Origin of the sequence: Achromobacter aegrifaciens, assembly GCF_902859735.1 — a bacterium.
Classification (GTDB): Bacteria; Pseudomonadota; Gammaproteobacteria; order Burkholderiales; family Burkholderiaceae_B; genus Achromobacter; species Achromobacter aegrifaciens.
Genome location: NZ_CADIJY010000001.1, coordinates 989,046 through 1,013,422 on the forward strand (window position 1 = coordinate 989,046; position 24,377 = coordinate 1,013,422).

At 66.2% G+C, this 24,377-nt stretch carries 20 protein-coding genes; 19 read left to right on the top strand and 1 reads right to left on the bottom strand.

What is annotated here, in order from left to right:
• The first annotated feature begins 35 nt into the window (after positions 1 to 35).
• The 19 genes from tssC (at position 36) to tssA (ending at position 23,601) form a co-directional block, all read left to right on the top strand.
• Complete coding sequence (tssC, locus tag HV766_RS04475) at positions 36 to 1,547, top strand: type VI secretion system contractile sheath large subunit (RefSeq protein WP_054451883.1); 1,512 nt, start codon at positions 36 to 38, stop codon at positions 1,545 to 1,547.
• Between the two features lie 67 nt (positions 1,548 to 1,614).
• The gene (locus HV766_RS04480) at positions 1,615 to 2,109 is read left to right on the top strand and encodes an Hcp family type VI secretion system effector (RefSeq protein WP_054451882.1); all 495 of its coding nucleotides are present in this window, start codon (positions 1,615 to 1,617) and stop codon (positions 2,107 to 2,109) included.
• Positions 2,110 to 2,172: 63 nt separating this feature from the next.
• Positions 2,173 to 2,616: a type VI secretion system baseplate subunit TssE gene (tssE, locus tag HV766_RS04485; RefSeq protein ID WP_054451881.1), complete on the top strand. Its 444-nt coding sequence runs from the start codon at positions 2,173 to 2,175 to the stop codon at positions 2,614 to 2,616.
• Positions 2,613 to 4,376 carry a type VI secretion system baseplate subunit TssF gene (gene tssF, locus HV766_RS04490; RefSeq protein WP_254593273.1) on the top strand — a complete coding sequence of 588 codons (1,764 nt, stop codon included), beginning with the start codon at positions 2,613 to 2,615 and terminating at the stop codon, positions 4,374 to 4,376. Before tssE ends, tssF begins: the two co-directional genes overlap by 4 nt.
• Positions 4,373 to 5,398 (top strand): type VI secretion system baseplate subunit TssG, encoded by a 1,026-nt coding sequence (gene tssG, locus HV766_RS04495; RefSeq protein WP_254593274.1) that lies wholly within the window; start codon positions 4,373 to 4,375, stop codon positions 5,396 to 5,398. Before tssF ends, tssG begins: the two co-directional genes overlap by 4 nt.
• Positions 5,399 to 5,410: 12 nt before the next feature.
• Positions 5,411 to 8,107, top strand: coding sequence for a type VI secretion system ATPase TssH (gene tssH / locus HV766_RS04500; protein WP_175180642.1), 2,697 nt, complete (start codon positions 5,411 to 5,413; stop codon positions 8,105 to 8,107).
• Between the two features lie 4 nt (positions 8,108 to 8,111).
• Positions 8,112 to 9,986 (top strand): type VI secretion system Vgr family protein, encoded by a 1,875-nt coding sequence (locus tag HV766_RS04505; RefSeq protein WP_175180643.1) that lies wholly within the window; start codon positions 8,112 to 8,114, stop codon positions 9,984 to 9,986.
• Between the two features lie 8 nt (positions 9,987 to 9,994).
• Complete coding sequence (locus HV766_RS04510) at positions 9,995 to 10,684, top strand: toxin-antitoxin system YwqK family antitoxin (RefSeq protein WP_119451865.1); 690 nt, start codon at positions 9,995 to 9,997, stop codon at positions 10,682 to 10,684.
• A gap of 2 nt (positions 10,685 to 10,686) precedes the next feature.
• Entirely contained in the window at positions 10,687 to 11,073 is a 387-nt protein-coding gene (locus tag HV766_RS04515; protein ID WP_119451866.1) for a DUF4280 domain-containing protein, read from the top strand.
• A 12-nt stretch (positions 11,074 to 11,085) separates the two neighbouring features.
• Positions 11,086 to 11,286 (top strand): hypothetical protein, encoded by a 201-nt coding sequence (locus tag HV766_RS04520; protein WP_119451867.1) that lies wholly within the window; start codon positions 11,086 to 11,088, stop codon positions 11,284 to 11,286.
• A 45-nt stretch (positions 11,287 to 11,331) separates the two neighbouring features.
• Positions 11,332 to 12,204 (top strand): ABC transporter substrate-binding protein, encoded by an 873-nt coding sequence (locus tag HV766_RS04525; protein WP_225588892.1) that lies wholly within the window; start codon positions 11,332 to 11,334, stop codon positions 12,202 to 12,204.
• Between the two features lie 22 nt (positions 12,205 to 12,226).
• Positions 12,227 to 13,501 (top strand): dicarboxylate/amino acid:cation symporter, encoded by a 1,275-nt coding sequence (locus tag HV766_RS04530; protein ID WP_054451875.1) that lies wholly within the window; start codon positions 12,227 to 12,229, stop codon positions 13,499 to 13,501.
• A gap of 9 nt (positions 13,502 to 13,510) precedes the next feature.
• On the top strand, positions 13,511 to 14,209 hold the full coding sequence (cuyB, locus tag HV766_RS04535) for a cysteate racemase (protein ID WP_175180644.1): 699 nt from the start codon (positions 13,511 to 13,513) through the stop codon (positions 14,207 to 14,209).
• The gene (locus HV766_RS04540; RefSeq protein WP_054451873.1) at positions 14,206 to 15,633 is read left to right on the top strand and encodes a dicarboxylate/amino acid:cation symporter; all 1,428 of its coding nucleotides are present in this window, start codon (positions 14,206 to 14,208) and stop codon (positions 15,631 to 15,633) included. Before cuyB ends, HV766_RS04540 begins: the two co-directional genes overlap by 4 nt.
• Positions 15,634 to 15,680: 47 nt before the next feature.
• Positions 15,681 to 16,121 carry a hypothetical protein gene (locus tag HV766_RS04545; protein ID WP_125472444.1) on the top strand — a complete coding sequence of 147 codons (441 nt, stop codon included), beginning with the start codon at positions 15,681 to 15,683 and terminating at the stop codon, positions 16,119 to 16,121.
• A 58-nt stretch (positions 16,122 to 16,179) separates the two neighbouring features.
• Positions 16,180 to 17,511: a type VI secretion system baseplate subunit TssK gene (gene tssK / locus HV766_RS04550; protein ID WP_175180645.1), complete on the top strand. Its 1,332-nt coding sequence runs from the start codon at positions 16,180 to 16,182 to the stop codon at positions 17,509 to 17,511.
• Positions 17,512 to 17,533: 22 nt separating this feature from the next.
• Positions 17,534 to 18,277, top strand: a complete 744-nt coding sequence (locus tag HV766_RS04555) for a DotU family type IV/VI secretion system protein (RefSeq protein WP_054452301.1) — start codon at positions 17,534 to 17,536, stop codon at positions 18,275 to 18,277.
• 42 nt (positions 18,278 to 18,319) lie between these two features.
• Entirely contained in the window at positions 18,320 to 22,450 is a 4,131-nt protein-coding gene (locus tag HV766_RS04560) for a type VI secretion system protein (protein WP_175180646.1), read from the top strand.
• Positions 22,447 to 23,601, top strand: a complete 1,155-nt coding sequence (tssA, locus tag HV766_RS04565) for a type VI secretion system protein TssA (protein ID WP_254593275.1) — start codon at positions 22,447 to 22,449, stop codon at positions 23,599 to 23,601. The genes HV766_RS04560 and tssA overlap by 4 nt, the downstream gene beginning before the upstream one ends.
• Positions 23,602 to 23,609: 8 nt before the next feature.
• Here the strand turns inward: tssA and HV766_RS04570 are convergent, their stop codons facing one another.
• Positions 23,610 to 24,254, bottom strand: a complete 645-nt coding sequence (locus HV766_RS04570; RefSeq protein WP_175180647.1) for a response regulator — start codon at positions 24,252 to 24,254, stop codon at positions 23,610 to 23,612.
• Between the last annotated feature and the right edge of the window lie 123 nt (positions 24,255 to 24,377).

Below are 24,377 nucleotides of genomic sequence, written 5' to 3' on the forward strand. Positions count from 1 at the left end.
GCGCGCGGGCAATTTCAATTCTCAGGGTGACGAACATGGCAAGCAAACAGACGGCCGATACGGCGGCGGTTGGAGGCAACGCAACGCAGGAAGCGGCGCAGGCGGGCGAACTCAGCCTGCTGGACCGCATCGTGCAGGAAGGCAATATGGCGGTGGAGCCGTCGCAGAATTCCTACGCGAAGAAACTGCTCGGGCAGCTGGCGTCCCAGATCCTGGACGAAGGCATGCGCACCAGCCCGGACAAGTCGGTGGTGGCGATGATCAATGAGCGCGTGGCGGAAATCGACCGTCTGCTGACGGATCAGCTGAACGCCATCATGCATGCGCCGGACTTCCAGGCGCTCGAAGCATCGTGGACCGGCTTGCACGATATGGTCCATGGCACCGAGACGAGCTCGCGGCTGAAGCTGCGGCTGTTGAACGTCAAGAAGAAGGAATTGCTGAAAGACCTGGAGTCGGCCGTCGATCACGACATGAGCCTGCTCTTCAAAAAGGTCTATGAAGACGAGTACGGCACGTTCGGCGGCAGTCCGTATTCCGTGCTGATAGGCGATTACGCATTTGGCCGGCATCCGCAGGATCTGGCGCTACTGGAACGCATCTCCAAGGTCGCGGCCGCCGCGCACGCGCCGTTCATCGCCTCTGCCGCGCCCAGCCTCTTCGACCTGAAATCGTACACGGACCTCGGCGTCACGCGCGATCTCTCCAAGGTCTTCGAAAGCGCCGAGCTCGCCATGTGGCGCAGCTTCCGCGAGTCGGAAGATTCCCGCTACGTGGCGCTGGTGCTGCCGTCCTATGCGGCGCGCCTGCCCTACGGCGCCAAGACCAAGCCGGTCGATACGTTCAACTTCGAAGAGGACGTCGACGGCTCGGATCACAGCAAGTATCTGTGGGCGAATTCCGCCTACCAGCTGGGTCTGCGCATCACCGACGCGTTCGCCAAGTACAGCTGGTCGACCGCGATCCGCGGGGTGGAAGGCGGCGGCAAGGTGGAGAGCATCGCCGCGCATGCCTACAAGACCGATGAAGGCGACATCGCGCTCAAGTGCCCGACGGAAGTGACGATCACGGACCGCCGCGAAAAGGAACTCAGCGACCTGGGGTTCATTGCGTTCGTGAACGCCAAGGGCTCGAACCAGGCCACGTTCTTCGGTAGCCAGACGGCAAACAAGCCCAAGGTCTACAACAAGGATGCCGCCAATGCCAATGCGCAGCTGTCATCACGCCTGCCGTTCGTGCTGGCCGCGTCGCGGTTTGCGCATTACATCAAGGTGATGATGCGCGACAAGGTGGGCAGCTTCCAGTCGCGTACGGACGTCGAGAACTATCTGAACAACTGGATTGCGGACTACGTGCTGATCAACCCCTCGGCCTCGCAGGAACAGAAGGCCAGCTATCCGCTGGGCGAGGCGCGCGTCGACGTCACGGAGGTGCCCGGAAAGCCCGGCGCGTACCGCGCCACCTGCTTCATCAAGCCTCATTTCCAGATGGAAGAGCTGACCGCGTCCATCCGCCTGGTGGCAGACCTGCCGGCCGCGGCTGCCTGAACTTTCGAACCGTGCGCCGCCAGCCGGCGGCGCACGCCAACCGAATCCTCTTCGAACACGGAATTCCATGGATACCATCCTGCTCAAGATCAACAACATCAAAGGCAACTCCACTCTGGACGGCCATGCCGACGCGATCATCCTCTTGGGCGCCTCGCATGGCGTGATGTTGCCGATGTCGATGGACATGGCCAACACCGAGCGCGCCCTGGGCCGGCCCAGCTTCTCGGAAATGGCGTTTACCAAGGTAATGGACCAGTCCACGCCCGCGCTATACAACGCGTGCGCGTCCGGCGCCAAGCTGAACGACGCGACCATACTCATCGGCCGCAACGAGAGCGGGTCGTTCCTGTTGCACGTGAAGTACGTACTGGGCAATGCGATGGTCTCGTCCATCAACTCCGCGCTGGGCGAGGGCGGCGGCAGCGACAGCTTCACGTTGTGCTTCAGCAAGCTCTCCATCGAATACACCCAGCAGGCCACCGCCGGCAACAAGGCTGGCACGGCATCGTTCGGCTGGGACCTGGCGACGAACAAGTCCACCGCCGCGCCCAAGAAGTAATGCCGGACGCCGCTCCCGCATGGGCGGGAGCGGCGCCGGTGCACGTACAGGAACGCCCGCAACATGCCGACCGATACCCTTTATTCGCCCGTGCCCTTGTTTGACCGCCTGGCGGCTGATGCGGAGTCGCAACTGGCGGGGGCCGACGCGCAGAGACTGGCGGTGGCCAGGGACCTGGAGCGCCTGCTGAACACGCGTTCGCGCCTGGATTTCGAGGCCTTTTCACGCTCGGCGGCAACGGTGGTCGACTACGGCGTGCCCGACTACTCGGCGCGGTCGCCGGTGTCGGCTTCTGATCGCGAGGCCGTCGCTGCTGTAGTCAAGCAGGCCATTGCCCTTTATGAACCCCGCCTGTCCAATGTGTCGGTGGACATGGCGCCCGCCGCGAACGGGATAGGCCCATGCCGGCTGGAGATCCGGGCCGACATGCGGATCGGCGGCGCGGTGAACCACGTGGCATTCGAACTGCTGGCAGGCGCGCAGAGCGGGACGGGGGGCGGGTCATGACCGATCTGGCGTCCGATGGCATCCTGCAGTACTACAAGCGCGAGCTGTCCTATCTGCGTAATCAGGGGGCGGACTTCGCGCTGCGCTATCCCAAGGTGGCATCCCGGCTGGCGCTGCACGGCACGGAATCGCCAGATCCGCATACCGAACGCCTGATAGAAGCCACTGCGTTCCTGGCGGCCCGGGTGCACCGCGACCTGGATCAGGAGTTTCCCCAGATCGCCGCCGCGATGCTGGACAACGTCTGTCCGACGCTGGTGCAGCCCATCCCGTCGATGACCGTGGTGCAGCTGGCTCTGGACGGCAGCCAGGGAAAAGTGACGGCCGGACTGCCCGTGCCGCGGCATAGCGGCCTGGCGGCGCGGACCGAGGCCGGCGAACTTTGCCGGTTCCGCACCGCCTGGGATGCCACGCTGTGGCCCTTGAGGATAGGAGGCGCCGGCTTCTCTGAAGACCAGGCTTTGCGCCTGGAGCTGGAAAGCGATTCCGGCGTGGAGCTGTCGGAGCTGGAAATCCGCACACTGCGCATCCACCTGCAGGGCGACTGGATGGTGACGATGCCGCTGTACGAGTTGCTGGCGGCGGGCGTGGCCGGCATATCGCTCTATGCCGAAGGGGGCGGCGTTGTGCCGCTGCCGTTGACGGCCTGGCGCGAAGTGGGATATGCGCCGGAAGAGAGCGTATTGCCGCAGCCGCCGAATGGATTGCCGGCGCACGGCCTGATGCAGGAGTACTTCGCATTTCCGCGCAAGTTCCATTTCTTTGACCTGGATTTGCCGCGGGGGCTGCCGTTCAAGGGGCGCCGTTGCCAGATCGCGCTGCACCTGGACAGGCAGGCTCGCGGCCTGGGCGCGATAGGCGCCCAGCATTTCCGCCTGGGTTGCACGCCGGTGATCAACCTGTACGCGCAGACCAGCGAACCGGTCACGATCGACGATAGCCATTACGAATATCGCCTGGTGGCCGACAAGCGCCGTGACGAGACGACGGAAGTGCATTCGGTGCTGTCCGTGATCCTGTCCGATCCGGCGGCCGAGCGCTCGATTCCCGTGCCCAGCTATGCGGAGGTCGAGCACGCGGACGCCGCTCGCGGTACGTTGTTCTGGTCTGCCCGAAGGGAACACAGCCTGCGTGACCGCGTAAGCGGCACCGACATGTTCCTGAGCTTCGTGGATGCCCGCAACGAGATTCGCCGGCCCGTTGAACCCGTGGTCTACGCCAATCTGCTTTGCACCAACCGGCGCCTTGCCGAGCAGGTGCCAGTGGGCGCCCGCATGGTGTTCGAACGTGTGGCGCAGAACGTATCGGTGCAATGCCTGTACGAGCCCACCGCGCAGCGCAACCCGCCCTTGGGCGGCGACGCGCTGTGGCGCCTGGTGTCGCTGTTGACGTTGAATCAGCAGTCGCTGGTGGAGTCATCGACCGGACACAAACGCCTGCAGCAGATCCTGCAGTTGTTCGCGTCCGGCAGCACGCGTGAGCAGGATCTGATCCGCGGCCTCAAGGGCGTCAGTGCGCGCCCAGTCACGGCGCATGTGGGCAAGGAGGCCTGGCGCGGCTTCTGCCACGGCATGGAAGTCACGGTGGAGTTCGACGCCGATGCGTTCGTGGGAGGATCGCCGCTGCTGCTGGGCGCAGTGCTGGCGCGGTTCTTTGCGATGTATACATCGGTCAATTCGTTCGTGCGGCTGGCGGTGCGCCGGGGCGACGAAATATGGAAGCAGTGGCAGCCCATGACGGGCTACCAGCAATCGCTATGATCGCCCGGCTGCTCTCCCGCCCGCAACGCTACAACCTGTTCCAGGCGATCGCGCTGCTGGAGCGCGCGACGCCAGCGGCCGCGCCGCTGGGCCGAGGAAATGGCGACGGCGAGGCTGTGCGCCTGCATGGGCATGTGTCGGTCGCGTTCGAGGCCAGCGACGTGCGTGCCATCGCCCGGAAGCAGGACGCGGGGCGTTGGGGCCAGGCCATGCAGACACGCTACGCCTTGACTACGCCGGTGATGACACTTGCCGGCGCCAGCAGTCCGTTGCCCTTGGCGTACACCGAACTGGTGCTGCAGCGGCGGGCGTCGCGGGATCACGCCACCGCAGATTTCCTGGATATCTTCAACCACCGCTTCCTGTCCTTCTTCTACCGAAGCCGCAAGAAGCACGCGCTGGGCCTTAACGCGTCCGCGCCGCATGCGTCGGCGCTGGTGGGCTGCCTGGATGCGCTGAGCGACCTGGGCTATGCCCGCGACGAGGCCGGTCCGCAAGGCCAGCGCCTGTGGGTCAGGCACGCCGGTCTGCTGGGCGTGGCGACGCGATCGATGACCGGGCTGCTGGCGTTGCTGGCGGACCGTCTGGGCTTGAAGGTGCTGGGCCGGCAATTCATCGGGCAATGGCGGACGCTGGACGCGAAGGATCATTCGCGCCTGGGCGGAAAGGGGTTGGCGTTGAATGCGTCGCGGGCGCTGGGCCGCCGGGTATGGGACCAGGGGGCCGGGATCCGTATCGAATTCCTGGACCTGAGTCCCGCCCGGTTCGAGCGCCTGTTACCCGGGGGCGCGGACCACGAACTGGCGCTGTGGCTGATCCGCAGTCACCTCCGGAGAGACCTGAACGTGGATTTCGTGCTGCACGCGCAGCCGCGCGCCGGTGCGTGCGTGCTGGGCGGCGCGGCAGCAGCCCGGCTGGGGTGGACCAGCTGGGCCACCGCCAAGCGGCAGACCCTCGCTCCGACGCCGGTGCGCCTGACGGCGCGCATGGCGTCCGCTTCCCCATTGGCCAACCGTACATAAGGCAAATCCGGCATGGATATCGACATCCGCACGCTGCTGGCCCGGCTCAACCCGGTCTGCAAGCACGCGATGGAACTGGCGGCGCAGCAGTGCGTGCGCCAGACGCATTACAACGTGGATGTCGAGCACCTGCTGCTGACGCTGCTGGAAACCGCCGCTCCCGATCTGAAAGCGGTGCTGGATCATTACCAGATCCGGGCGGAAGACGTGTCGGCGCAATTGCAGCGCGCGCAGGAGCAATTCAAGCGGGGCAACGGCCGCACTCCGTCCTTGTCGCCGAATTTCCCTCCCATGTTCCAGGAGGCATGGCTGCTCAGTTCGATGCTGCTGGGGCAGCAGCAGATCCGGTCCGGCACCCTGCTGCTGGCGTTGCTGGAGGTCGACAGCCTGCGCGGATTGCTGCTGGAGTCGGCGCCGGGATTGCTGAACATCTCCCGGGCCGACTTGCGAGCGGCATTGCCGTCCATCCTGGCGGGCAGCGCGGAAGACGCTGGAACCTCGTCTCCCCCGTCCGGGCCGGGAGCCGCGGGCTTGCCCGCCGGCGGCGCGCCTGCCATGCCGACGCCGGGCGAGGGCGGGACGCGCCAATCGGCGCTGGAGCTGTATACGATCGACCTGACGGCCCTGGCGCGCGAAGGGGCGATCGACCCGGTGCGTGGCAGGGATGCGGAAATCCGGCAGTTGGTCGACGTGCTGCTGCGCCGCCGGCAGAACAATCCCATTCTTACGGGCGAGGCCGGCGTGGGCAAGACCGCCGTGGTCGAGGGCTTTGCGCAGCGCATCGTGCAAGGCGACGTGCCTCCGGCCTTGTGCAATGTATCGGTCCGCTCCCTGGACCTGGCGCTGCTGCAGGCCGGGGCGGGCGTGCGCGGCGAATTCGAGAACCGGCTGAAATCGGTGATCAGTGAAGTGAAGGCGTCGGCGACTCCGGTCATCCTGTTCATCGACGAGGCCCACCAGTTGATAGGCGCGGGCGGCAGCGAAGGGCAGGGCGACGCCGCCAATCTGCTCAAGCCTGCCTTGGCGCGCGGCGAATTGCGCACCATCGCCGCCACGACCTGGGCCGAATACAAGCGTTACGTCGAGCGGGATCCGGCGTTGGCAAGGCGCTTTCAGGTCGTCAAGGTGGAAGAACCCACCGAGGCGGCGGCCGTCGAAATGCTGCGCGGCATGGTGCAACGGCTGGAGGCCCATCATGGCGTCGAGATCCTGGATGCCGCGGTCAGGGACGCCGTGAAGCTGTCGCACCGCTATATCTCCGGCCGGCAGTTGCCGGACAAGGCGATCAGCGTGCTGGATACGGCTTGCGCCAGGGTGGCGATCGGCCAGAGCGCGGAGCCGGAAGAAATCGAGGCCCTTGGGCGCGCTATAGAGGCGGCCGAGAACCAGCTGCGCATACTGCGCCACGAGGCCGCCACGGGCACGGACCGTCATGACGCGATCGCGGCGACGCAGCGTCAGATAGAGGATCAACGCGAACAGCACCGCCGACTGGGAGAGAAGTTGGCAGCCGAACGCAGCGCGGTGGCTGAAATCCTGACTTGGCGCCGCCGTATCGCCGACCGCGTCGTGGCCGGCAGCGACAAGGCGGCGGACGAAGAGGACCTGGACGCGTTGACCGCCAATCTGACCCGCCTGGAAAAAGGCCTTGAGGCAGTGCAGAACGACGAGCCCATCGTGCCGGTGTGCGTGGACTCTTCGGTCGTGGCGAAAGTGATTTCCGGCTGGACCGGCATTCCGGTGGGCCGGATGCTGGCCGATGAGCTGCACACCGTGCTGTATCTGCAGGAGAAACTGTCCGGACGCATCGTGGGACAGGACGAAGCCCTGGACGCCATCGCCCGGCGCATCCGTACTTTCCGCGCGGACCTGGACGATCCTGGCAAACCGGTGGGCGTGTTCCTGCTGCTGGGTCCCAGCGGCGTCGGCAAGACCGAGACCGCGTGCGCGCTGGCCGATACCTTGTACGGCGGCGAGCGCAACATGATCACCATCAATATGTCGGAGTTCCAGGAAGCGCATAGCGTGTCGGGCCTGAAAGGCGCGCCGCCAGGATATGTGGGATACGGCCGCGGGGGCGTGCTGACCGAAGCGGTGCGGCGCCGTCCCTACAGCGTCGTGCTGTTGGACGAAATGGAGAAGGCGCATCCCGACGTGCTCGAGCTCTTTTTCCAGGTGTTCGACAAAGGGACCATGGAGGACGGCGAGGGCGTTTCCATCGACTTCAAGAACACCCTGATCCTGTTGACGTCGAATGCGTCGCAGGACGTCATCACCGATGCCTGCCGGGGCGGGGCGCGGCCCTCCCCAGAGGTCCTGACCGAGCGTTTGCGCGCCCCGTTGTTGCGGCAGTTCAGCCCGGCGTTCCTGGGCCGCCTGGTGATGGTTCCCTACTACCCGTTGGGGGATAGCCAGATCAATGCCATTGTCAATCTGAAGCTGGAACGCCTGGCCCGGCGTTTCGCGCGCAACCACCACGCGAACCTGAGCTGGGACGACGCCGTGGCGCAGTCGATCGCGGCGCGTTGCAAGGAAGTGGACAGCGGGGCGCGCAATGTGGACCATATCCTGACGCAGGCGGTGTTGCCGGAGCTGGCGCGCCAGGTGCTGGAACGTATTTCCGTGGCCGCGCCGTTCGGCGGCGTCCATCTGGGCCTGACGCCCGCGGGTGCGATCGATTTCCGATTCCGCGATGCGGAGACCGGATAAGCCCATGGCCGCCGATCAGACCCAAGCCCATTGGTTTGCCTCGGTATCCACGCCGTTCGGCAAGGACGTCCTGTTGCTGGAATCCTTCAGCGGGCGCGAGGCGATGTCGGAGCTGTTCCGGTTTGATCTCAGAATGAGGTCGGCCAACAAGGCGCTGGATGCGAGAGCGATCGTCGGCAAGGCCGTCACGGTGACATTGCAGCGCCCGCATCAGCGGCCTCGGCACTTCAACGGAATCGTCACGCGCTTCGTGCACCTGGGCGCGGACCGCGGGCATGCCTACTACCTGGCAGAACTGCAGCCGCGCCTGTGGCTGCTGACGCTGGGGCGGGACCGTGCCATACACCAGAACAAGACCGCGTTGGACATCGTCAAGGAAACGCTGGGACGCTACGAGGTGGCATTCGAGACCCGGCTGGGAGCGGGCGCCTATCCGCGGCGTCCCTATTGCGTGCAGTACGACGAAAGCCCATTCGACTTTATTTCCCGCCTGATGGAAGAAGAGGGAATCTTCTATTTCTTCGACGGCGCCGATGGCAGGCATACGCTGGTGCTGGCCGACAGCCCCGCCGCGCATTCCGTGAATGCGCATGCCGCCCGCCTGCAGTGCGCGCTGGACAAGGACGATGGGGCGGACCCGGACCGCGTGCATGCGTTCGAGATGGCGCACGGCATCGTGGCGCCGGGGCATGTGCTGGCGGACTATGACTATCTCACGGCGAGCACTTCCCTTGCCGCATCGCGCAAGCCGGCGCTGTTGCCCGACGCCCGGCACTATGTCTATCCCGGCAAGTACGCCGACGCCGCGGACGGCGACCGCAAGGCCGCCATCAGGCTGGCCGCGCAACAGGCCGACGGGCAGGTGGGCAGCGGCGTCAGCGGATGCCATGGCCTGTCGGCCGGTTCCCGCTTTGAACTGGCCGGTCACCCGGACAGCGCTCTGAATGTGTCCTACGTTCTGCGGGCCGTCACGCACGACGCGACCCAGGAGGGATACCGGAACCGCTTTGACGTGCTGCCGGAGGCCGTGCCGTTCCGTCCCAGGCCTGTGACGCCCCGGCCCATGGTCACCGGGACGCATACCGCCCAGGTGGTGGGGCTGGCGGGTGAAGAGATATGGACCGACGCGCATGGGCGGGTGAAGCTGAAGTTCCATTGGGATGACGGCCCCGCGCGCGACCAGGACAGCTCCTGCTGGGTACGGGTATCGCAGAGTGTGGCGGGGCAGGGGTGGGGGCATTGGTTCCTGCCCCGAGTCGGCCAGGAGGTGGTGGTGAGTTACGTCGACGGCGACCCCGACCGGCCGCTGGTGACGGGTACGGTCTACAACAAGCAGCAGACCTTGCCCGTGCAGCTGCCGGCGGAGCAGACGCAGAGCGTCATGCGGTCGCGCTCGTCCAAGCGCGGCGTGGCGGGCAATGAGATCCGCATGGAGGACAAACTCGATGCGGAAGAACTGTACTTGCATGCGCAGAAGGACATGCGGGTCGTCATCGAGGACGCGCTTGAGACGGAGGTCGGCGGTAATGAAAGCCGCATCGTCAAGCGGGGAGACCGCCGCATCGAGGTACAGAAGGGTAAGGAATCGCATGTGGTGCAGGGCGCGCGCAGCGTCGAGGTCCATGGCGAGGAAACGCACGCCAACCGGGCGGCATTCACCCAGGACGTGGCCGGCAATTACACGCTGAAAGTCAGCGGCAATCTTGTCATCGACGTCACAGGCTCCATCAGCATCAAAAGCGCGTCGACGTTGACCGCGCAAGCCGCAACCACGCTGAGCAACAAGGCGCTGACGATCGAACACAAGGCGACGGCGACGCAGACCGTCGATGGCGGCGGCCTGCTGGCGCTCAAGGGCGGCCTGGTCAAGATCAACTGAGGCGCGCCATGCATAGCTCCGATACCTCCTTGCCCGAGATCCAGATCATGGAAGAGCTGGACGAGGCCGGCCGCCTCTCGGCGCGCAGTTCCTGGCAGGCCGGCGTGGCGCAAGGCCCGATGACGCGATATGGCGCTGACGGAGAAGTGTTGCTGCAGGCGGAGTTCCGGCAGGGCCGCCTGTCCGGCTCGCTTCGGATACACGACGAATTTGGCGCGTTGCTGCGTGTCGCGTCTTACGCCGAGGGCAGGTTGCATGGCGAAGCGCTGTCCTATCGCGATGGCAAGCTGGCGTCGCGCCAGCAGTATGAGCTCGGGCTATTGCACGGACCCTGCGTGGCATATGCGCAGTCGGGCCTGGAGACGTTGCGGCAGACCTACCTGATGGGCAGGCTCGATGGCATGGCCGAATACCTGCAAGATGGTGTCGTGGTCCGCCGCGAAAGCTATCGCCTGGGCCTCCTGGATGGCGAAACGCGTGACTACGCTGCGGACGGCACGCTGTTGGCAGCGTCTCCGTACCGCGCGGGGGTATTGCACGGCATCGCCCGCCGTTACGCGCCTGATGGCGCTGCGCTGGCCGAGCGCCGTTACGTGAATGGTGCGCCGGAGCAACCTTGGCGCCGCCTGGAGCCGGCAGACTCCGAACCGTCATCTCCCACTTTCGGCGCGCGCCTGGAAAAGTGGATCAGAGGATAGCCATGGCCCTGCAAGTGACCGCGGGTTCGGCCCTGATGTGCAGCTTTGGCGCGGCGCCGTCCGTGCTGAATGTAATGCCTGCGGGCGTGCTGGCGGGGGCGTTGCCCGCTGCCACCATCATGGACCATGCGCCAGTCGCCAATGTGGCGCCTTTCGGCATGTGCAGTTGCCTGGGCAATCCGGCAGTTGCCGCGGCCACCGCCGCGGCCTTGGGCGCCTTGACGCCCATGCCCTGCATGCCCGCTACGCCCGGCCCCTGGCTGCCCGGTTCACCCACTGTGCTGATCGGCGGCAAGCCCGCCTTGCAGGACGCGTCGATGCTGCTCTGCACCTGGGGCGGACTGATCCGGATCACGGCGCCCGCGCAGGTCACGACTTTGGTTCCCTGAGGATGTGAACGCATGTCTTACGTATTCTCCCTGACTCCCCGCATGTTGACCGTCACGCTGGCCTGCGCCGTCCTGCTCTGCGTGCTGCTGTTCCTGCTGGGCTTCCAGATCGGAGCCCGCCTGTCGGAACCGCCAGCCGCGCCGCCGGGTATCGCCGCCGCCGCGCCCGCCACCGTAGAGGCCGCGGCGCCCAAGGCGGACCGCCATGACTGAGTTCCCCGCTTCTTCCTTTTGGCTACTGACAGGCCGGAGCCTTGCATGTTGCACCTATTGAAAACCCTGTTCCGGTCCGTTCGTCTCGCCGTGCTGGCGACGTTCTTCTGCGCGGCATCGGCCATGTCCTGGGGCGCGGCCGCTCAGGCGCAGACCGGCGTGGTGCGGATGGACAACGGCGCCCTGCTGGCGCCTGAGTTTGCCCGGATCATCAACCGGGGGGAACTGGTGGTCGCATTGCTGGGCGTGGACCAGCCGCCGTTCTTCGAAGAACGGAATGGAAAGCTGAGTGGCTTTGACGTGGATTTCGCGCGGGAGATCGCGCAGAAGCTGGGAGTGCGGGTGCGCTTCAACCGCCAGGCCCAGACCTTCGACGGCGTGGTGACCCTGCTGGCCGAAGGCCAGGCGGACCTTGCCATCAGCAAGCTGTCGCGCACGCTATCGCGGGCGCGGGTCGTCAGCTTCAGCGCGCCATACCTGTCGCTCAAGCGCGCCCTGCTGCTCAACCGCGTCAAGTTCGCGCAACTGGCGCGGGGCCGCTCGGTGCCGGAGGTGATACGCGCCTATACCGGCACGATCGGCGTGGTGGCCAAATCCTCTTATGCGGATTACGTGACGGCCAACTTTCCGCAGGCCGATGTGCGGCAATACCCCACCTGGCAGGCCGTGCTGGCCGCGCTGGACAGCGGAGAGGTCACCGCCGCCTACCGTGACGAATTCGAGGTCAAGCGCGTGCTGAAGATCGATCCCACGGCTTCGCTGCGGTTGCGGGTCGTGACGCTGCAGGATCTGGAGGACACGCTCGGCATGGCCGTCAATGCGTCGGACCAGGCGCTGCTGGGCTTTATCAACCTGTACCTGGCGGACCGCAGCGAGCGGTTCGACGTCAACGTGGTCTTGCAGGCCACCAATCACTGAGGCAGGCGCAAGCTGGACCATCATGACTCTGAAACGACTCTACGCGATCGTCCTCAATCCCTGGCTGGTGCTGGGGAGCCTGGTGCTGGGCGGCCTTGCCGGGCTTTACCTGCCGGCATTTTCCCGCAGCCTGTCGCTGATCGGCGAGGTGTACGTCGATTTCCTGAAGATGACGACCTTGCCGTTCATGATCTCGGCGGTGATATTCAGCCTGCAGCGCCTGTTTCGCGACGGCGGCGCATCGCGTCTTTTTCTGCGCGTGCTGGCGGTCTTCGCCGGCACCGCCGCGCTGGTGGCCTTGGTCGGGGCGGCCGTGCTGCTCATCCTGAACCCCGGCGCCGACCTGTCCAGCGCGACGTTGCAGGCATTCGGCCTCATCGTCGGCAGCGATTCCGCCTCCAGCGTCACTGTGATGAATCTGTACGGCGCCGATGTGCCCGCCAAGACGTTGACCCTGGCCGACCTGCTCGGCAGCCTGGTGCCGACCAATATCTTCGCCGCGCTGGCCAGCGGCGACGCCTTGAAGTCGCTGGTGTTCGCGTTGTTGTTCGGGATCGCGGTGGGCTACGTGCCTGAGCGCATTTCGGTAGGCTTGAGCCAGGTGCTCGAGACCGTGTATTGCGCTTGCCAGAAGCTGATGCACTGGCTCAGCCTGCCCCTGCCTCTGATCCTGTTCTGCATGAGCGCCTCGCAGATGGCCAAGTCTGGCATCGAGCCGCTGCAGGCGATGACACAGTTCGTTCTGGCCTTTTTTGCGGTGGCCGTGCTGCTGTTGTCGCTGGCGGTGGTAGTCATCTGGAAGCGTTCGAACCAGCCGCTGTCCGTGACGCTGGAAGCCCTGCGCGCGCCGTTCGCGCTGGCGCTGGCGACGCGCAACAGCGCGGCCTGCATGCCTAGCATGATCGAAAGCCTGGCCGACAAGCTCGGATTCGCCCGGGCGCGGGTGGAACTGCTTGTGCCTCTGGCCGTGTCGTTGCTGCGGGTCGGGCCGATGGTCTATTACGTATGCGCGACGCTGTTCATTGCGCAGCTGTATGGACGCCCGCTGGGCGTAGGCGAGGTGGCCACGGTGTTGCTGGTGTCGGTGCTGGCCGGCTTTGCGTCGGCCGGCATGACGGGCTTGGTGACCGTGTCGCTCATCGGGATCACCTGCGCCTATCTGGGGTTGCCGTTCGAGGCCGCCTTCATTCTCTTCCTGGCCATCGATCCGCTATGCGACATGTTGCGCACCCTGATCCTGGTGATCGGCAACTCGGCGGCGGTGTCGGTCATTTGCCCGCGGCCGCTGCGGGTATAGGAGGCCGCGATGACGATGATCGGAGTGCTTGGGGGCATGGGGCCGTTGGCGACGGTGGACTTCATGGGACGCATTGTTCGCCTGACACACGGCGCGCGCGACCAGGATCATCTGCCCATGGTGGTGGCGAACCTGCCGCATACGCCAGACCGTTCTTCCGCGATCCTGGGGGATGGCCTGGATCCGTTGCCGGCGTTGTACGCGGGCGTAGACCTGCTCAATCGCAGCGGCGTCGGATTGCTGGTGGTGCCGTGCAACTCGGCACACCACTGGTACCAGCAAATGCAGCGGCGCAGCGCGGCGCCCATGCTGCATATCGGCGAGGTTTGCGCCGACGCCGTGCCGCAAGGCGGCAAGGTCGCGGTGCTGGCCACGCGCGGCACGCTGGTGTCGGGCTTCTACCAGGCGAGCCTGCGCGAACGAGGTATCGATTTCCTGGTGCCGGGCGCCGTGGAGCAGGCGCGGATCACCGCCTGCATCGCGCAGGTCAAGGCGGGAGACCTGACGGCGGCTGCGAGCCAGCTGGAACTGGCGTTGCGGCAGCTCGAAGCCGGCGGGGCGACGGCGGCCGTGATGGGGTGCACGGAGATTCCCTTGGCTGCGGGGGCGATCGCGCACGCGCCCATGCCGCTGATCGACAGCACGCAGGAGCTGGCGGCGGCAACCGTCCGCTATGCGTTGACGCGCGGTTGGAACGTGTCCGCATGAGCGCCTTGAACCGCCTCTCCGGCAGCACCGTATTGCTGGCCTTCTGCATGGCGACCGGGGCGTTGGCGGGCGTCATGGCGCAGCCGTTGGGGCACGCCGCCTACCTGGTCGGCAAGCTCTACCTGGTGGTGGTGAACATGGCCGCCATGCCCTTGCTGGTGGTGGCGATCTTCTTCGGTTTGCGCCAGGTGCTGGATATGCCGCGCCCGGGCAGGCGGATTGCGCTGACCGCGGCCCTGGCGGTGGCGCTGGTGGGCGCGTGCGCCGTGAGCGGCACCCTGCTGGGCGCGGCCGTCATGCCGGGCAAGCACCTGAGCCCGCAGGAACATGCCCAGTTGGGCGAGCTGGTCTGGAGCGAGGGCAATGCGCTGTCCGAGAACAGCGTCAGCCTGATGGAATCGCCGGATGCCGGCGCGGCAATGGGCGATGGCGCATCGCGGCGGGAGAGCGTGATGCGTGGGCTGCTGCCCGACAACTTCTTTCGCGTGCTGGCGCAGGGGAACACGCTGGGAATTCTGGTGGCGACGCTGTTGTTCGGGTTGGCCTTCGCTTCGTTGTCGCGCGAGCGTACCGCGTTGCTCGATGGAATCTTTGAAAGCTCGTACCGGGCGTTGGGGATCATCATCGACCGGGCAAATCTGCTGATTCCGGTCCTGGCGTTTGGCGCCAGCGCGTATCTGACGTCGAACGCGCAGGCGGCCACGCTGGGCGCCATGGGCGGCTTCCTGTTGTGCTTCATGTTGTCGGCGATCGTGCTGTCGATCGCGGCGATGGCCGTCATATCGGCCCGCGCAGGCCTGCCGTTCCTGTCCGTGTTGGCGGAGATGAAAGGACCGCTGCTGGTCGGGCTGGCCTCCGGCAGCGCGACAGCGCCAGTTCCGCATGCCATCGAAGTCATGAGCGCGCGCCTGGGATTCAGCCGCGGCGTGGCTGAGCTTGCCTTGCCCTTCGGTGCGGTATTCCTGAGGGGCGGGGCGGCGCTGTATTTCGCGCTGGTGACGCTATTCGTCGCGAATCTTTACGGCAGGCCTTTGGGCGGCGCGGAACTCGTGCTGGTCGCGGCGGGTTCGATGGCGGCGGCCTTCGTGTCGGCAGGACATGGCGGAGCGGCGAACGTGGCGTTCGCGGGCTTGACGCTGGGGCTGCTCGAGCTGCCGGTGGAAGCTGCAGGCGTGTTGTTCGTGGCCATTGACCTGCTGTGCGATGGATTGCGGACGGTGCTCAGCCTGCTATGCGTGTGCGTGGTCGTGGCCTGGGTGTCGGACGGCCTTTCGTCCGAACGGGCGGCCGGGCGCGACGGGACGGCGGGGCGCGCTCCTTTGCAACTGGCCTTTTCCGGCATGCAGCTGATGCTGATGGGAAGTTGCATGGTGCTGGCGGGATTGCTGATCGTATTGTTGGGTATCGGGTTGGGAGCCAGGTGATGAGAGCGACGGGGTGGGCATGGCGCGCTGCGCGAGGCGGGGTATTGATGCTGATGGCGGCCCTGACGGGATGTTCCGCGTTGGGGTTGGACTATTTCAAGGGCGAAAAGCCGGCGTGGAAGCAGGTGGTGGTATCCGCGGCCACGGACGCGAATGGCGATAGTCCGGTGGCGGTCGACCTGGTGCTGGTCAGGGACGAAACCCTCTTGGCGCGCTTTGCCGAACTGACGGCAGCCAAGTGGTTCGCCGGGAAGGACGACCTGCTCAACACCTATCCGCAGGGATTGCGATATGAAGGTTGGGAGGTGGTTCCGGGCCAGCATCTGAGCGTACCCGGAGACAAACTCGAAGGCCCGCGCGTGGCGGGGGCATTCGTGTTTGCGCGCTATGCGGCGCCGGGCGCTCATCGGGCGCGGGTGGACGCGTTCAGCGGCCGGCTGCTGATCCGCCTGGAGAACAAGGGATTTACCGTGACGGCGGGCCAATGATGAATAGGTTTCGATTCTTGCCCGGCGCGCCCGGTGCGCATGCCAGGAGGGCCGCCGCATGACCCGCCTTCAAACTGTGGTGACGGATGCCGTGGAATGGCATGAAGGCATGCTGCTGGCGCCCCAGCACTTCCAGTTGCTGGCCTCGCGCGTCGACACGCTGGTGGCGTGGCAGACGCTGGCGGCGGCGCCCTTCAGCTGGGGCGTGCGCCGGCTGGTGCTGGACAGCGGACTGTTGCCCGCCGGCATCGTGCGGGTTCTGGAGCTGGAAGCGATCATGCCGGACGGCACTGCCATTGCCTATGCCGCGCGAACGGACACGTCGGAAAGACTGGAACTGGCGCTGGATTCCCATGCGGCGCAATTGGCCGACGGTCCGATCGACTTTTACGTGACCTTGCCCGTCGCGACCCTGGCCCGACGCGAAGGGCAAGTCCGCCGATTCCGTTCCGTGGCCGGGGCGCCGGTAGAGGACCAGGTGTCCGACGCCCCTGCGGCGGATATCTCGCGCCTGCTGCCCAACCTGGCGTTGTCCGCCGGGGACGTGCCTGCCGCGCAGTTCGTGGCGCTGCGCCTGGGATCGCTCTACAAGGACAATGAGGTCGTCAGGGTTGGCGAACGCCTGCCGCCGCTGCTGGAAGTGCAACACGACAACCCGCTCTGGGTCGCGGCCTCGGCGTTGCTGGGCCAGTTGCGCGGCAAGGCTGCCTTCATCGCCCGGCAGACGGCCAATCCATCGTCCCGGGTGGATGACCGGCTGACCCAATTGGAGCTCAGGGACAGGCTGCGCAGCCTGCTCGCAGGCTTGCCCATGGCCGAGGCCGTCCTGCGCACGCCGCATCTGCACCCCTGGACCTTGTATCTGGCGCTGGCGTCCCTGGCGGGATCGCTATGCCTGCTCAAGCCTGGCGCGATATCGCCGCCGCCACCCGACTACGACCATGCGGATCCGCTTTCCGTCTTTACGCCCATGCTGCGCTTTCTGCGGGAAGCAAGCTCCGAGATCAACGAGGATTTCCGCCAGTACAAGTTCGACTTCGACCACGGCGCCTTCGCGCTGAAGCTGCGCCCGGAATGGATAGGGGAGCGGCTCGTGATCGGCGTGCGGGGCCAATCGGACCGCGACCTGCTGGCGTGGATGGCAGGGGCGGTCATCGGGTCCCAGCCTGTCTATCCATCGTTGCGCAGCCGTCGCGTGCTGGGGGCTGTACGGCGCAATGTCGAGTACGCCGAAGAACTGGGCCTGCGTTCGGGCTCGGGATACCTGTTGTTCGAGATCCAGGCCGCCTCGGGCCTGGTGCAGGGCGATGAGCCATTGCTGATCGCCAATGCCAACGAGGGCGAAAGTGCGCAGCGGCCCCAGGAAATGCTGTTGTTCGTGAAGGGCTGAGGGAAGGGAGATCATGGCGAATCTGACACGCAATCGGCCCGATGGGGACGAAGACGACTTGGTGACCAGCCAGTTCCGCGGGTTTCTGGACGAACTGGAGAGAGTGCGGATGCGGGTGTCGGCAGGCGAGGCGCCATCGGCCGAGGCTGCGGCGCAGGAGCTCAGCCGGCACATGCTGAGCCTGCTTGAGATCCAGACATTGCAGGCACGCCGTGACAGCACCCGGTTCGACGCCGAGAACCTGGCCGACGCGCGCTACCTGAAGGCGGTCCTGGCCGATGAGATCCTGTTGAATGCCGAGTGGGCGGGCCGTGACCGCTGGACCGCCTATCTGCTCGAATCCAACTTGTTCCGCACCAACGTGGCGGGCGATCTGGTTTTCCAGCGCATCGAGCAATTGTTGTCGGGGCGCGAGCCATCGCGCCGCAGCATCGCCCGCCTGTACCTGTTTGCGCTGGCGGTGGGGTTTCAGGGCCGCTATCGCGGTGCGGATGCGGCGCAACGGCTGCGCGGCTATCGCGAGGAATTGTACGAATTCGTCTATCAGCGGCGGGCGGACCTGGGAGGCCGGGACCGGGTCCTGGCGCCGGCGGCGTACTCCAACATCCTGTCGCACGTCGCGCCGCGCAAGCTGCCGACGGTCAGCCGATGGACCTTCATCTTTCTGCTGGGCATGGCGTCGCTGCTGGCCGTGTCGGAGATCGCCTGGCTATGGCAGTCATGGCCGGTGCGTCAGGCGCTGCACGCCGATGTTGCCCGGGACTGACGCCATGCAGATCATCCGTAACGTGATCCAGGGAGCCTTGCCATGCTGACGAGCAATCTGTTCCTGTTGTCGGTCGTCGTGCTGACCCTGGTTGTGTTTGCCGTGCTGGGCATAGTCCTGTACTTCGCCAGGCATGGCGCCCACAAGAAACCCGAGCAGGACCGCAAGGTCGTGCGGCTGCGCTCCGATTCCTTGCGCAATGCCTTCCGCCAGGCGGTCGAGCTGATCGAGGCCAACATCGCCGCGCGCGGCGAACGCTACCGCATACCGTGGATCATGGTGCTCAACGAGGGCGACGGCAGCGGCGGACTGCCGATAGCCCAGGCGGGCGTACCCAGCGTGCTGGGCTCGGAAGCCGCGGGGCCGACGTCGACGCAGGGGATTTCGTGGAATTTCTTCGACCGCGGCATTGTCATCGATATCAAGGCGGCCTATCTGGACGCGCCGGGGCAGGACAGCAACGAAAAGCCCTGGGACGAATTCCTGGGTTTGTGCCGGAATTATCGTCCGCAGCGGCCCTTTGACTCGGTGGTGATCACGGTGCCTGCTGGCATGCTGCTGACCGCCGACACGGACTCCCAGCTGGAACTTGCCCGGCGGGCCAAGCTGGCGCATCGGCGGCTGTGGTTGGCGCAGAACCGGTTCGCCATGCGGTTTGCCGTTTATGTGGTGGTGACGGACTGCGAAGCCCTGGAGGGCTTCAGCGAGTTCGCGGGAGCTTTGCCGGAACCGCTGCGGGCCAGCATGCTGGGCTGGTCTTCCCCCTACGACCTGTCCACCACATATCAATCGGATTGGGTGGAGACGGCGATGCGCTCCATCACTGGCGCCGTGTCGGACGCCAGCGCGGAACTGTTCGCGGTCGACGCGGGCGTCGCGGACGCGCGCGGCTTCCTGCTGCTGCCGGCGCGCATCCAGGCTATGCAGGCGCAGCTGCAGCTATACGTGGACGAGCTGTTGCGGCCCAGCGCTTATCACGAGCCTTTTTTCTTTCGCGGCATTTATCTGACCGGAGACAGCGGAGAGCTGGCGGCGCGCACGATCGGGCGGCAAGCCGAGTCGGGGCCGCGAGTGGATGCCGGTGATGCCGAACCGTACCTGGGCGACGGCCGTGAGGCCGCGAATCCGGCGCTGGCGGAGCTGTTGCGCCAACCGGCCTTCCTGCGGGACCTTTTCGAACGCAAGATCTTCCAGGAGTACGGACTGACCCGGCCTTCGCGCTCGCAACATCTGACCCGGCCCGTGCTGCACCGGGCGGTACGTTGGGGCGGCATCGCCTTGCTCGGGGTGTGGGGCGGGGGATTGATCATCGCCACGGTAGAACTGGGACGGCACAACGCGCCTCTGGTCGCAGCGCTGGAAGATACCCGGCGCGATGCGCGCGAGCGCGCCGTGGCGTTGCAACAGGGCCAGGAGCTGCCGGCGGAATGGTACCGGCGGCGCGCCCTGGCCTTGCTGACGCTGGATCAGGGGCTGCAGGTGGATTCCGGGTGGACCGTCTTCATGCCGGGATCCTGGTCGCGCATCGACGATCTGACTCCCCGCGTGCGTGCGCGCTTTGCCCGAGAGTTCGGCGAAATTGCCGTGACGGCTATCCAGCGTGAGCTGGCCGCGCGCGCGTCGCAGCTGACGGGGGTAGGACTGGACCCGGTGAGCGGCTTGCTGGCGTCGGACGGCATATGCGCTCCGTCCGCCAGTCTGGAGGGCGATGAAAGCAGCGCCGGCAGTCTGAGCATCGATGAACAGCCCGAACTGCGTGCATTGCAACGGTACGTGGCGGGCGCCGACCAGTTCGATGCGGCGCTGCGGGCGTTTCAGCATCTGCGCCAGCCGGGCGGCGGCAACGCCGACGCGCTGCGGCAGGTGGTCCGCTACGCGCTAGGCGCCGATCTGCAAGGCGATCTGGGTAACGTGCTTCCGTACTTCAGCCGCGGCCACGATCGAAACGTGCTCTACGGCATGACGCCGACGGCAGAGCAGGGCTTGGCCAGCTTGCAGCAGGCATTCGGCTGTGCGTTCGAGAAGGCGTCGGCGCAGCTGAACCGGCGCCTGTTTGCGAATAATCCGCTGCTGCTCACGGAGCGCGCCGTGGCGCAGTCCACGCGCCAGATCACGGACGCCGCCATGAACGCGGAAGACGCGGCGCAGGTGAGCGGCAGCTATCGCAGGCTGGTTACCGCGATCACCGCTCAACAGGATCTGCTGGCGGCCGGCAAGGGAGGATGGATGCGTCAGGCCGCGTTCACGCCAGGCGCCGCCTATGACCGCGCGATGGCTCGCGCTACCCAGAACCGTCTGCTGGGGCCGGAGGCCGCAGCCGCGGCGCGCGAGCGCGACCGCGCGGACTTCGAGGGATTCAAGAGCGAAAGAGCCCTGCGTCTGGACGGACCGGACAGCGGCCTGCTGTGGCAGGACAAGGAGGCGCGCTATGTGTTGTCTCCTTCCCGGTTGGCGTTGCGCGACGCGTTCGCGGGCCTGCTGGCGCAGCCTTTCATGGCCCCGCCACGCGACCTGCAGCCGCCCGTTCTGGACGGCGGCGCGGTCATCGTCTGGAACCGCGTGCAGCTGGATCAGGCCCTGGCGTTGGGCGAGGTGCGCAAGCGCTTTCTCGCGGACGGGATGAAGAGCGTGCCGCCCACCTTGTCACCGGTGGTGGAACGGACGCTGGACGTGCAGTTCGGCAGGCTGGTGTTCGACCAGACCATGGCAGCGGCCACGCCGGCGCAGGCCGATGCGGGAGAAGACAGCGCTGCTTTCACGGCGGCGCGCAATCGCTTGCTGCGGATCCGCGCCTTGTTGGCCGAGTTGGGCGCGACGCGGCAGTCGGACACGCTGGATGCCCTGGTGTCCCGCGACGCGATGGAGCATTTGCGCCAGGTGGATCGGCGCCTGCAGCGTTCGGAGCTGTACGCGACCCGGTTCGATGCGGAAGCCGCCGCGCCGGCCGTGCGCACTTCCGTGCTGGCGATGTTCGGCGTCGCTGACGCCGCCGGCCTCGGACCCTATCTGGACCATCAGTCGGCGCGCGCCCTGACCTTGGGCGCCGAGGCCGGGGTGTACCTGGCGGCGCTGGATCCCATCAGCGCGGCCTCGCCGCTGGCTCAACGGTGGCGCGCCATCAATCAGGATCTGGAGCGGTATCGGTTGCGCAATCCAAACAGCAGCTTGCTGCGCCTGGAACAGTTCGTGCAGGCAGTGGCGGACCCGGCTTCGGGCGGCTGCAGGGCGCGCCCCGCGGGTCCGCCGCCGGCCGGCGGCGACGATTACTTCGGCGCCGTGTATGCACGTCTGTACAGCGCGCTGCAGGGACGTTGCAATCAACGGTATGTGTCCGACCTGCGCCAGCAGTGGGAGGATTTCTCCGCGACCTTCAACGTGCTGGTGGCGGGCCGCGCGCCGTTCAATGCGGGCGCGGTGGGTGCGGTTGCGCGGTATGCCAGCGTGGGAGCCATTGCCGCACAAGGCTCCGCGGGGCTGGCGTCGGCGGATTACGGGCAACTTGGCCAGACCTTGAAGCGTTATGACGGAGTGGCCGGAACATACCGGGATGCGGACGGCGAAGCCAGGGGCGCGACTCCATCCGGATCGGTCATGAGGTTCATCGACAATTTCGCGCAGGTCCGCGCCCTGTTCGCGCCCTTGTACCCGTCCGAGGATGCCGGGGTGGCCGGCTATGACCTGAATGTGGAGTTCCGGGCCAACCGCAGCGATGAATTGGCCGCCAACCAATTGATCGACTGGACGCTGAACATAGGGGGGCAGAGCCTGGCTCTGGGCGACGCGTCCAGGACCCTGCACTGGAATTACGGCACGCCGGTCACGCTGACGCTGCGGTTCGCCAAGGATTCGCCGCTGATCGCGATGGCGGACCCGCGGCAGCCCGCCCTGACGACCGACGGGCGAATCCTGACGTGGCAATTCAGCGATCCTTGGGCTTTGATCTCCATGATGCAGCGCCACCAGGCCGCCGACGCCGGGCCACGCGGAGCAGGCCCGCTGCTGCGCTTCGATTTTCCGTTGGGAATGGCCAACGCGGCTGGAATGGCGCGGGTGCCGGACCTGGAAGAGGGGCGGGTGTTCCTGCGCATCGCCCTGATGCCGGCAGGCAGGAATACGCCGCTGCAATGGCCGAACAGTTTTCCGGCGCGCGCGCCGGAATGGAGCGCGCAATGAGCAAGCACGAAGCAATGCCGCTGGAGGGGGCGGTACTGGAAGCCCTGCTGGCGCCGTTGCCGGCGGAAGGCGGCGCGGGTGCCGCGCTGCGCTATGCACCCGTGTACCAGCAGATCCAGGATGCGCGCCGGCATGACGACGCCAGTCTGCCGATGGGCGACTGGGACCGTCCGTTGCAAAAAGCGGATTGGCCGCTGGTTGCCGCGTTGTGCCAGGAGGCTCTGGCAACGCAGGGCAAGGACCTGCAGGTGGCGGCATGGTTATGCGAAGCCTGGACGCGCTTGCATGGCCTGGAAGGCCTGGCGGCGGGGATCCGTGTGCTGGACGGCCTGCTGCAGCGTTATTGGGAAACCGCCTGGCCGCGGATGGAAGACGAAGACGCGGCCGACGCGCGTTGTGCGCCGTTCATCTGGCTGGACACCACCCTGTCGCTGGCCTGCACGCTGCATCTGCCGTTGCTGCGCGCCGAAGACAGGGAGCCGCCCGAGATCAATCTCTACGATTGGGAGCGCGCCTGCAATACGTCCCGTGCGATTTCCGGCATCGAAACGGATGCGGAATCTGAATCTGAACCTGCCGAGCCTGCGCTCAGCCGGGATGCCTTGATGCCGTATGCGGCGCTACCGGCCAACCGTGCGGGACTTCAGTCCATGGTGAGGTTCGTCGACGCGGCCGCAGCCGCATGGGAAGGGCTGGAACGCAGATTGGACGAACGGCTGGGGCGCGACGCGCCGGGGCTGTGGCGTACTCCCGATGTATTGGCCCGGCTGGCGCGCGTGGCCGGCGGCCTGCTGGCCGAACACAGCATCCGGTCAGGGGGAAAGGGCGAAACCATCGCCGGCGATGCCAGGAAAGCGCCGGCGCTGACAATGCCCGGCCGGGCGCATGCGGATCAGGAGGCCGCGGCCATTCATGATCCTGTGGACGCCGGTGTCGTGGCGTCGTTGGGTCCGCTGACCAATCGCGCGCAAGCCTACCGCCAGCTATCGCGCATCGCCGATTACCTGGCGGCGATCGAACCGCACAGCCCCACGCCCTACCTGTTGCGAAAGGCAGTGGCCTGGGGCGGCATGTCATTGGCGGACCTGATGCAGGAAGTCGCGCAGGAAGAGGGGGGAATGGCGCGGTACCTGTCGCTGTTGAACGAATAGCGGAACGGTTACTTGGGTTTGCCCAGCAAGCCGCCCCGGCGCGCCAATAGTGTGGCCTGCGTGCGGTTTTGCACGCCGAGCGCAGACAGGATGGCGGTGATGTGAGTTTTGACCGTTTTCTCGGCCACGTCCAGTTGCAGCGCAATCTCGCGGTTGCCTATGCCGGCGCATATCAGGCGCAGCACGTCGCTTTGCCTGGGAGTCAATTCGCTGAGCAAGGCAATTTCATCGGTCATGGCCGCGCACGGTATGGCCGCGGCGGTGGGCGGCTGCGCGCCTGTTCCTTGCGGCGATTGCACTTCCTCCAGCGCTGCGAGCAGCATCTGGCTGCTTGCGGACTTGTGCAGGAAGCCGCGCGCGCCTGCCATCAGCGCGCGGTCGCGGTCGTTCTGGTCTTCGGAGGCGGACATCACCAGGATGCGTATGCCGGGGCGCAATTGGCGCAGGCGCTTGAGCAGCGCGCTGCCGCCGATGTCCGGCAGGTAGTAATCCATGATCACGCAACTGATATCCGCACGGGCTGCAAGCATCGAGATGGCCTCGTTGCCGTTCGATGCCAGGCAGATTTCAAGGGAGGGCGCCAGCCGTGCAATGGTCAGTTGCAGACCCTCGCGAAACATTGCGTGGTCGTCGACCATCAGCACAGCCGTCATGGGAATCTCCGGGTAGGGTGGCCAGCTGCCGGCGGGGGCGGTGCTGGCTCCGGAGCGCCGCGGAGCACCCTGCGCAGGGCAATTCGGCGATGACATAATTTGTTAAGAAATTATCAAAATATG

What these genes read in the sequence shown, in the direction of transcription:
- tssC (WP_054451883.1), top strand. Translation starts at nt 36, where the DNA reads ATGGCAAGCAAACAGACGGCCGATACGGCGGCGGTTGGAGGCAACGCA.
- HV766_RS04480 (WP_054451882.1), top strand. Translation starts at nt 1,615, where the DNA reads ATGGATACCATCCTGCTCAAGATCAACAACATCAAAGGCAACTCCACT.
- tssE (WP_054451881.1), top strand. Translation starts at nt 2,173, where the DNA reads ATGCCGACCGATACCCTTTATTCGCCCGTGCCCTTGTTTGACCGCCTG.
- tssF (WP_254593273.1), top strand. Translation starts at nt 2,613, where the DNA reads ATGACCGATCTGGCGTCCGATGGCATCCTGCAGTACTACAAGCGCGAG.
- tssG (WP_254593274.1), top strand. Translation starts at nt 4,373, where the DNA reads ATGATCGCCCGGCTGCTCTCCCGCCCGCAACGCTACAACCTGTTCCAG.
- tssH (WP_175180642.1), top strand. Translation starts at nt 5,411, where the DNA reads ATGGATATCGACATCCGCACGCTGCTGGCCCGGCTCAACCCGGTCTGC.
- HV766_RS04505 (WP_175180643.1), top strand. Translation starts at nt 8,112, where the DNA reads ATGGCCGCCGATCAGACCCAAGCCCATTGGTTTGCCTCGGTATCCACG.
- HV766_RS04510 (WP_119451865.1), top strand. Translation starts at nt 9,995, where the DNA reads ATGCATAGCTCCGATACCTCCTTGCCCGAGATCCAGATCATGGAAGAG.
- HV766_RS04515 (WP_119451866.1), top strand. Translation starts at nt 10,687, where the DNA reads ATGGCCCTGCAAGTGACCGCGGGTTCGGCCCTGATGTGCAGCTTTGGC.
- HV766_RS04520 (WP_119451867.1), top strand. Translation starts at nt 11,086, where the DNA reads ATGTCTTACGTATTCTCCCTGACTCCCCGCATGTTGACCGTCACGCTG.
- HV766_RS04525 (WP_225588892.1), top strand. Translation starts at nt 11,332, where the DNA reads ATGTTGCACCTATTGAAAACCCTGTTCCGGTCCGTTCGTCTCGCCGTG.
- HV766_RS04530 (WP_054451875.1), top strand. Translation starts at nt 12,227, where the DNA reads ATGACTCTGAAACGACTCTACGCGATCGTCCTCAATCCCTGGCTGGTG.
- cuyB (WP_175180644.1), top strand. Translation starts at nt 13,511, where the DNA reads ATGACGATGATCGGAGTGCTTGGGGGCATGGGGCCGTTGGCGACGGTG.
- HV766_RS04540 (WP_054451873.1), top strand. Translation starts at nt 14,206, where the DNA reads ATGAGCGCCTTGAACCGCCTCTCCGGCAGCACCGTATTGCTGGCCTTC.
- HV766_RS04545 (WP_125472444.1), top strand. Translation starts at nt 15,681, where the DNA reads ATGCTGATGGCGGCCCTGACGGGATGTTCCGCGTTGGGGTTGGACTAT.
- tssK (WP_175180645.1), top strand. Translation starts at nt 16,180, where the DNA reads ATGACCCGCCTTCAAACTGTGGTGACGGATGCCGTGGAATGGCATGAA.
- HV766_RS04560 (WP_175180646.1), top strand. Translation starts at nt 18,320, where the DNA reads ATGCTGACGAGCAATCTGTTCCTGTTGTCGGTCGTCGTGCTGACCCTG.
- tssA (WP_254593275.1), top strand. Translation starts at nt 22,447, where the DNA reads ATGAGCAAGCACGAAGCAATGCCGCTGGAGGGGGCGGTACTGGAAGCC.
- HV766_RS04570 (WP_175180647.1), bottom strand. Translation starts at nt 24,254, where the DNA reads ATGACGGCTGTGCTGATGGTCGACGACCACGCAATGTTTCGCGAGGGT.